Source organism: Kitasatospora sp. NPDC058406 (assembly GCF_042722765.1).
GTDB lineage: Bacteria > Actinomycetota > Actinomycetes > Streptomycetales > Streptomycetaceae > Kitasatospora.
The window spans coordinates 1-8,362 of the sequence record NZ_JBHXKE010000325.1 but is presented as its reverse complement, the minus strand read 5'-3'; the positions used below and the strand labels follow the sequence as shown (position 1 = coordinate 8,362).

The 8,362-nt window shown below is 74.9% G+C and carries 8 protein-coding genes and 1 pseudogene; 2 read left to right on the top strand and 7 right to left on the bottom strand.

Translation table 11 applies throughout. The annotated features are described in order from the left end of the window. Nucleotides 1–114 precede the first annotated feature (114 nt). Nucleotides 115–657 (bottom strand): hypothetical protein, encoded by a 543-nt coding sequence (locus ACFWOG_RS37325; protein ID WP_380363890.1) that lies wholly within the window; start codon nt 655–657, stop codon nt 115–117. 493 nt (nt 658–1,150) lie between these two features. Between ACFWOG_RS37325 and rox the strand changes: the two genes are divergently transcribed. Beyond that, nucleotides 1,151–2,587, top strand: coding sequence for a rifampin monooxygenase (rox, locus tag ACFWOG_RS37320; RefSeq protein ID WP_329950267.1), 1,437 nt, complete (start codon nt 1,151–1,153; stop codon nt 2,585–2,587). Nucleotides 2,588–2,659: 72 nt separating this feature from the next. Here the strand turns inward: rox and ACFWOG_RS37315 are convergent. Further along, nucleotides 2,660–2,773: pseudogene (locus ACFWOG_RS37315) on the bottom strand (carboxymuconolactone decarboxylase family protein); the annotation flags it as partial. Nucleotides 2,774–2,972: 199 nt separating this feature from the next. Between ACFWOG_RS37315 and ACFWOG_RS37310 the strand changes: the two are divergent. Then, entirely contained in the window at nt 2,973–3,152 is a 180-nt protein-coding gene (locus tag ACFWOG_RS37310; RefSeq protein ID WP_329950217.1) for a hypothetical protein, read from the top strand. 46 nt (nt 3,153–3,198) lie between these two features. On the opposite strand, the gene ACFWOG_RS37305 is transcribed toward ACFWOG_RS37310, so the two are convergent. From ACFWOG_RS37305 to ACFWOG_RS37285, 5 genes are all read right to left on the bottom strand, one after another. Beyond that, nucleotides 3,199–3,885 carry a ribonuclease H gene (locus tag ACFWOG_RS37305; RefSeq protein WP_380363888.1) on the bottom strand — a complete coding sequence of 229 codons (687 nt, stop codon included), beginning with the start codon at nt 3,883–3,885 and terminating at the stop codon, nt 3,199–3,201. 151 nt (nt 3,886–4,036) lie between these two features. Beyond that, nucleotides 4,037–4,639 (bottom strand): restriction endonuclease, encoded by a 603-nt coding sequence (locus tag ACFWOG_RS37300; protein ID WP_380363886.1) that lies wholly within the window; start codon nt 4,637–4,639, stop codon nt 4,037–4,039. A 141-nt stretch (nt 4,640–4,780) separates the two neighbouring features. Next, entirely contained in the window at nt 4,781–4,981 is a 201-nt protein-coding gene (locus ACFWOG_RS37295) for a hypothetical protein (protein ID WP_329883774.1), read from the bottom strand. A gap of 292 nt (nt 4,982–5,273) precedes the next feature. Continuing rightward, nucleotides 5,274–6,188, bottom strand: coding sequence for a GNAT family N-acetyltransferase (locus tag ACFWOG_RS37290; protein WP_380363883.1), 915 nt, complete (start codon nt 6,186–6,188; stop codon nt 5,274–5,276). 165 nt (nt 6,189–6,353) lie between these two features. Then, on the bottom strand, nt 6,354–8,144 hold the full coding sequence (locus ACFWOG_RS37285) for an ABC transporter ATP-binding protein (protein ID WP_380363881.1): 1,791 nt from the start codon (nt 8,142–8,144) through the stop codon (nt 6,354–6,356). Nucleotides 8,145–8,362: the final 218 nt, after the last annotated feature.

The following is an 8,362-nucleotide window of genomic DNA, read 5'->3' as shown; positions in this document are numbered from 1 at the left end:
GTGCGACGAGCGGGGGGCGCGGCGGGGGGGGGGGCCGCCCCCGGGGGGGGGCGCCCCCCCCCGGCCCCCCCCCGCCCGCTCACGTCGTCGTGCCCGGCCGCTGGGTGCTCCTCCTCAGGCGGGGACGCCGGTGGTGTCGAGGGTCAGCCGGACGGCCTCCCGGTGGAGGGCGGTGCCACTGACGACCGCGATGCTCTCCTCGCCGCGCTCCTCGCCGCTCGCGTCGGTTCCCGCGGCCCCGATCACGGCGAGGGTCGCCGTGTAGGCGCCCCACGTGAGCCGCCGTGCCGCCATCGCCGTGCCGTCCACGACGAGCCGGCCCGCTCCGGGGACGGGCCCGGACGGCAGGGGGATCGGTCCGTCGGGCGAGGAGTTGACGAGGAAGTCGCGCAGGAGGGCCTCGGGGTCCAGCGTCGGGAACACGCGGACGTGCGCCGGCAGGCGCCGCTGGGTGCTGACCTGCACCAGCAGGGTGCGCCCCTCGTGGTAGCCGAGGTCGAGCCGCTGGAGGAGCCCGTCGGTCGACCCCTGGCCCACCAGGCACTGCCATCCGGGCCGGGGCGCGTCGAGCAGGGCCGCGGGGCGGCCGAACGACCGCAGGAGCTCCGGCCAGGTGGGGTCGACGGGTCGCCCCGGGTGGGCGGAACTGTGGAACACGGCGGCCCTCCGGACGGTCGCGGGTGTGCTGGGTGCTCTCCATCCTGACAGGGCATCAGCCGTCCCGGACCGGAACGTCGGCGGCGGGCAACCGGGGGAGGGGGCCGTACCGCCGGAGCGCCGAGCAGGAGGGAAGTCCACCGCGTCGCCCCGGGGACCGGGGGCCAGGTCGGGGCCGGGGCCACCGGCTTCCGGTGGGCCGTCACCCGGTCCGGGTCGGTGAACACCGACTCCTCGCCACTCCCAACGTATAGCGCACCGGGGGGCTTGCGGCAAGGCCCCGGTGGTGGAACACAATGGTCGGCCACGGCCGATATTCCGGAAAAGACAGATTTGCCCCCTACGTCCCGCTTCGTCGACGTGCGTGCTGCGCGGGACGTCGCGGGTGGGACTCGTCGCGCGGACTCGTCGCGCCGCTCCGGCATCCCCCACCGGAGCGCGGGGGCACACGTCGCGGCCGGCCGGAATCCACTCTCGTTGAATGGGCGTTGTGATGATTGACGTGATCGTGGTAGGCGGCGGACCGACCGGCTTGATGCTGGCCTGCGAGCTGCGGCTGCACGGTGTGCACGTGGTCGTGCTGGAGAGGTCGACCGAACGGACGAGGCGGTCCCGCGGGCGCGGCCTGCACACGCGCAGCGTCGAACTGATGGACCAGCGCGGTCTGTTGGAGCGGTTCCTCGCGGCCGGCGAGAAGTTCCGGGTCGGCGGCTTCTTCGGCGGCATCCACAAGCCCTGGCCGGACGGGCTGGACACCGCGCACCCGTACGGGCTCACCACTCCGCAGGCGGTCACCGAGCGGCTGTTGGAGGAGCGTGCGCTCGAACTCGGTGCGGAGATCCGGCGCGGCCGGGAGGTGGTCGGGCTGAGCCAGGACGAGGACGGAGTGACCGCCGAGACGGCGGACGGTACGCGGCTGCGCTCCCGCTACCTCGTCGGGTGCGACGGCGGCCGCAGCACGGTGCGCAAGCGGATCGGTGTCGGCTTTCCCGGCGAGCCCTCCAGGGTCGAGACCCTGCTGGGCGACATGGAGGCGACCGAGGACCCGGCGACGATCGCGGCCGTGGTCGCGGAGGTCCGCAGGACCGAGCTGCGCTTCGGCGCCGTGCCCGACGTGGACGGGAACGCGGGGGTGTACCGCATCGTCGTGCCCGCCGACGGCGTGGCCGGGGACCGCACGACCGCCACGACGTTGGACGAGTTCAAGCGGCAGCTGCGGGCCGCCGCGGGCACCGACTTCGGCGTGCACTCGCCCCGCTGGCTGTCCCGGTTCGGCGACGCCACGCGGCAGGCCGAGCGCTACCGGCTCGGCCGGGTCCTGCTGGCCGGCGACGCGGCCCACATCCACCCGCCGACCGGCGGGCAGGGGCTGAACCTCGGCGTGCAGGACGCGTTCAACCTGGGCTGGAAGCTGGCCGCGGCCGTCGACGGCCGGGCACCGGAGGGGCTGCTGGACAGCTATCACACCGAACGGCACCCGGTGGGGGCCCGCGTGCTGGACAACACCCGCGCGCAGATCACGCTGATGGGGACCGATCCCGGGGCGGTCGCCCTGCGGGAGCTGCTCTCGACGCTGATGGACTTCGAGGAGGTGAACCGGTACGTCACCGAGATGATCACGGCGGTCGGCGTCCGCTACGACCTCGGCGAGGGCCATGAACTGCTCGGCCGGCGGATGCGGGACGTCACGCTCAAGCGGGGCCGCCTCTACGAGCTGATGCACGGCGGCCGGGGCCTGCTCCTCGACGCGACCGGCGGGCTCTCGGTGGACGGCTGGGAGGATCGGGTCGACCACGTCGTCGACGCCGCCGAGGAGCTCGACGTGCCCGCGGTCCTCCTGCGGCCGGACGGTCACGTGGCCTGGGTCGGCGAGGACCAGGACGCGCTGGCCGCCCGGCTGCTCACGTGGTTCGGCGCCGCCACCCGCTGACCGCGCCCCCACCCGTCCCACCCCCGCGGCCCGGAACGTTTCCCGGCGTCGGGGCGCCGCGGCTTCCGGGGGTCAGCCGACCGTGACCGGGAGGAGGCCGCGCGCGCCGAAGACCTTCTTGGCGACGAAGGTCGCGTTGAGGGCCTTGGGGAAGCCGCAGTAGGCGGCGGAGTGCAGCAGTGCCTCGACTGCACTCAAGCTCAAGTCCGACACCGGCTACGCGGTGCGACCTGCGGCTCTCGCCCCGGAGTACCCCGCCCCGTCATCCGCGCGGACTCGGCTTGCGGGCGCCGCCGGCGGGGGCTTGAGTGGATGGGTGGTCCCCGGGCACCGGCAGCCGGCGCAACGGAACCCTGCGACGGCGCCGTCCGGACGAGGAGGAGCCATGGCACACCACAAGTCCAACAAGCAGGTCGAGGGCGACCCCGACACCGGGCACGGACGCGGCCTGCCGCTTCGGCCCGACGAGGACGAGCTCGAGGAACGCACCGAGGAGGACCGTGAGGAGGCCGGTCTTCCGCCCGACCCGCAGGCCGCGCCCGACGAGGAGGGCGAGCGCGGCTGACCCGCGCCGGCACCGGTGCCACCGGCCCCGGTGCCGGGCGTGGGCGTCAGGCGTGGGCGCCCGCGCACTGGGGGTGCCCCCAGCTGCTGCCGACCTTGGTGATCGTGTCGCCCTTGGCGTAGGCGCGGGTGCACGGGCACGTGCCCGCGTAGCGGGCCTTGAGGGTCCGCGTGCCACCCGCCGGACGCTTCCCGGCCGCAGGCGCGGCGGAGGCGCGTCCGCTCCGCGCCGACGTGCCGGTGACCGGTTCGGGCTCGGGCAGGTCGGAGGCCGTCCCGGCCGCCGCTTCCTGGGTGCGGGCGGCGTCGCTGGCGGCCTTGTCGGCGATGGCGTTCAGCGGGTCGCCGTCCACCTGGTGGGCGGGAACGTACACGAAGGTGACGTCCCGCCCCTCCAGGAGTGCGTCGATCTGCTGGATCAGCTCGCGGTTGGCCACCGGCTTGCCGGCCGCGGTCTTCCACCCGTTGCGCTTCCACGCCACCAGCCACTTCGTCGCCGCGTCGCGGGTGTACGTGCTGTCGAGGCGGACCTCCAGCGGCACGGCGGGGTCCGTGGCGAGCAGCAGCTGCTGCAGCGCGGTCAGTTCGCCGATGTTGTTGGTGCTGTGTCCGAGCGGACCGGCCTGCCAGCGCTGCGGGATCCCGGCGCTGTCGGCCACCACGTAGGCCCAGGCCGCCGGCCCGGGGTTGCCCTTGGCCGCTCCGTCACAGGCGGCGATGACTCGTTCGATCATGGACCGATCATGCCAGGGCCCGGCCCGTGCGGTCCAAGACGGCGTCGGCCACCCCGCGCGGGAGAGCGTGCCCGCCCCGCCGGCCCGGAGCCCGGCCGGCGCGACCGCGCCGAAATGACGCGTCGTCATATGTTCGTCACCACGGACGGATTCAGCTGAGCCGCCCGTTGCGTGGTGCGGGGACGCGGGGCAGGACGTCCCACAGGGGCCGCCCCTCGCTCGCCCACCGGGCCAGAGCGGCCCGGTCCACCAGAAGGACGCCCTGCTCCGCGCCCCACCTCACCGAGTCGCGGGAGAACCGGCCGTTGGTGACCACCACCGCCACCTGCGCGGCGTGGACGCGCTGGAACGTCCCGGCCAGGGCGTACAGCACCCCGACCCCCACCGGCTTGCCGCCGACCGGGTCCTGCTTGTGCTTGCACTGCACCGCCCACCGCCGCCCCATCGGATCGTCCGCGAGCACGTCCACGCCCTGGTCGTTGGAGCGTCCGACCTTCTCCGCGCGGCAGCCGTCACGGGCCAGCAGGTCCCGCACCGCGTACTCGAACCCGTCCGGACTCATGTGGTCGATGCCGCCGGGGCCGCTCAACGCCATGCGCAGACCGGCGAGTCGGCGCCGCCGCTCCCGAGCCGCGACGACTCGCGCCCGCCCCACCGCGGCGGCGACCGCGCCGGCCACCGCCAGGAGCGCGACCGGCACCCACCAGTGCGTCGCCAGCCACCGCACCGCGGCGGTCACCGCACTGACCGCCACGGCTCCGACCAGCACGACCGCCGGCCACGTGCCCTCGTCGCGCCGAGCGCCCCGCCGTCCGCCACGTCGCCGGGCCGCGGGCCCGCGTCGCCTAGCCACCCGCTGCCCCCGTCCTGCCGGTCCGCGCGACCCGTCCGGTTCTCAACCGAGGGCCTGGGCGACGACGCCGACGAGCCGGAGGATCGCGTCCCCCCAGGGCGTCGCGGCGATCAGGACGCCGAACACGACGCAGCTGAACGCCGTGATCCGCTCGTCGTTGCGGCTGCGGGCCTCGGTTCGCCGGGAGAGTCGGATGAGGATGATGATCCCCAGGAACACGGAGGCGCTGATCGTGTACTGCAAGGTCCACCCCGGACACTCGGTTCGCTGTGCGTGAGACCCCGGTGACACGGGGTCAGGACTGTCCGGCAGAGCATGCCAGAGGCGCGCCCGGGCCGAGGTGGGTTTCGAAGAATTTCAGCCGCACCCGAACAAGTCCCCGCCGGTCCTGTGCGCTCTCACTCCGGACGGGCAGGCCGCCGCCCGATCCTGGCCGACCGGCGCGAACTCCCGCGCACGCCCAGGGAGAGAGGCGCGCGTCTCCCGCTGTGCTCCTGTGTCGCGCACCCCGGTCGACCTGCCCGGCCGGTGACCTTCACCGCAGGTGGACCACCATGGTCAGCGAGTCCTCGCCCTCGTCCCGGCCGTGCAGACGGAAGCCTTCGCGGGTGTACAGCCCCACGGCGGGGTTGTCCCGCCCGACGCTCAGCGAGACGCGTTCGATGCCGGCCTCGCGGGCCGTGCGCAGCAGGCGCCGGATCAGCACGGTCCCGGTGCCCCGGCCCCGCTGCGCCGCGTCGACGCCGATGCTCAGTTCCGGCACGTCGTCGCCGACGAAGCCGTAGCCGGGATCGTCCTCGGTGAAGTGCCGCAGCCACGCCGCGCCGACCGGAGTCGGCTCCCAGCGGTCGACCTCCCGGGTCGCGAGCGCCACGAGGCCCAGGTCGCCCGGCCGGGGCCAGCCGTCCACGTAGTGGGCGTTGCGCGGATCGGACAGCACCGCCTCGCGGGGAGCGGCAGGGCCGGGCCCCCAGTTGACGGCGGCGACCACCATGTCGCGGAGCAGCTCGACGTCGCCGGCGAGGGCGAACCGCGTGTGGATGTCCGGCGGGCCGCCCGCGGGCCGGACCTCTTCCTCCCGGCCTTCGGGGGCGATCTGCCGCAGCAGCGGGCCGTGGAACATCCACACCCGGAAGGAGGACTGTTCCTGGTCCGTCACGAACAGTTGGACGAACTCGGGCTGTCTCCACGCAAGGCGTTCGACGTGCGCGATCAGCCCGGCCAGGTCCGCGTGGTCGAGCGCTCCGGCGTAGACGTCGCATTCCGGGAACTTGCCGCCGCCCCGGCGGGTGTCCTTGCCGGTGGTCTCGCCGAGCGATCCGACCCGGCCGACGGCACCGGGCCCGTGGCCGCGCAGCGGGGCGGACGTCTGCAACCACCGGCTCAGCGATTCGACGGTCGGTCGATCGTCCGGATCGACGGAGATCATGATGTTGGCGACGTGGCTCACAGCGGGATTCAACCCGTTCACCCGTCGCTCCGCCACCGGGTTCCCGCGCGACGGGGCGGAGGGAGGGCCTCCCGGATCGCCGTGCCCGCATCGCCGTGCCGGCACCGCCGTGCCCGCCGCGTCGAGGTCGCCGCGTCGAGGTCGCGACCGAAACCGACCGCCTGATCAGCCGGGAAGGCGGAGTCGGCGGTCCCCGAGGAAGGACGGGCCGGCCTGGCTGGCCACGAGCTCGCGGTACGGGACGCAGCGGGTGAGCAGTGTGGTGTGGTCCGCGGCGTCGACGACGGTCCCGCGGTTCATCATGATCACGTGGTCGGCGTGCTGGACCGTGGAGAGCCGGTGCGCGACCACCACCACGGCCCGACTACGGGCCAGTTGCTCCACGATCGTGCGGAACCGCAGCTCGTTGAGGCCGTCCAGCTGGCTGGTGGGCTCGTCGAGCAGCACGATGTCGGCGTCGGTGAGCAGCGCCCGGGCCAGTGCCAGCCGCTGGCGTTGGCCGCCGGAGAGGTCGGACTCGCGGCCCAGCACGGTGTCGAGGCCCTGCGGGAGCCGCGCGACGTCCTCGGCCAGGCCGACGGCGGCCAGCGCCTCGGCCAGCTCGCCGTCCCCCGCCGACCCGGCCCGGCCGAGCTGGAGGTTCTCCCTCGCGCTGGCCTCGACCAGGGTGAACGCCTGGTCCACGTAGGCGATCCGGGCGCGCAGCGCTCCCAGGGGCCAGCTCCGGACGTCGTGGCCGAGGACGCTCACCGAGCCGGCGGAGGGCCGGACGAACCGGCCGACGAGCGAGAGGGCGGTGCTCTTCCCGGCGCCCGACGGGCCGACGACGGCCGTCAGACCGGTGCGCGGGATGCCGAAGGACACGGCGTGCAGGGCGGCGTCGTCCGACCCGGCGTGGGTGTAGGACACGGAGCGGAAGACGACCGCCGGGGCATCGGGGGACGGGGTGGGGGTGGTCCGGTCGGCGTCGTCCGGGTCGGCCTCCGGCGGTACCGCGAGCAGTTCGTTGCAGCGGTCCCGGGCGGCCAGCCCGGCCTGCAGCCGCCCGAAGCCGGTCGCGAGCGTGTTCACGGCCGGGACGGTCTGGAGCAGGTAGAGCAGGAACGCGGCGAACGCCGCCACCTGGAGGTCGCCGGCCGCCAGCCGGGCGCCGCCGGTGAGGATCACCGCGATCATCGCGAACTGGTTGCCGAGCGTCAGCACCGCGGGCACCAGGGCGCCCAGCCTGGCCCCCGTCAGCGAGACCGCGCGGAGCTTCTCGGCGTCCTCGGCGAGGAACCGGTCGGCCACCGGTTCGGCCCGGTACGCCTTGATGGTGGTGAGGGCCTCCAGGTTGGCCGTGAAGCGCTGGGCGATCTGCCCCACCGCGTCCTGCTGCCCGGTGACGTTGGACTTCATCCGGCGGAGGATCAGCAGCACCAGGACGGTCAGGACGACGAGGGCGGCGACGGTGACCACGGTGAGCACCCAGTCGATCCACACCATGACGACGAGGGTCGCGGCGACGCTGAGCGCGGCCAGCGGCAGCTGGGTCGCCACCTCCACCACCTGACGCAGGAGTTGCGCGTCGGAGGTGACCCGTGCGGCGAGGTCGCCGGTGCCCCGGGCCCGTACGACGGGCAGCGGAAGCCGCAGCGCGTGCGCCATGAGGGCGGTCCGGAGACGGTAGGTCATCCGCTCGCCGATCCGGGCCAGTTGGAGGCCCGAGAGGGCCTGGGCCACGGCCCCGCCGAGGGCGGCCGCACCCATCATCAGCAGTCCGGGGGCGAGGGACCGGTGGGCGGAGAAGTCGCCGACGATCTTCCGGACCAGCAGGGGGAGGGCGATTCCCGCCGCGGTGGCCACCACGGCGAGCAGCAGGGCGACGGCGAGCCGGACGGGCTGGGCGGCGAGTTCGCGGCGCAGCCGGACCACCGGTGAGGCGGGGGCGGGGGCGTTTGCGGGCTGGTCGGCCACGGAACACCTCTCTGCTGGGGCCGGCGGTGGGCGTCCGGGAGGTCGGCCCGGAGGAGCTCGGTGCGGGCGGGTTCCGCGCGCACGTGCTCCGTGCGGACGGGCCGGGGGGGCCGGGGGGGCCGCGGGGGCCGGGGGCCGCCCCGGGGGGGCGGGGGGGACGGCCGCGGGGCCCCCCCCCGCCCCCCCCCCCCGGGGCGGGGGGGGTGTGTCCGAAAGAG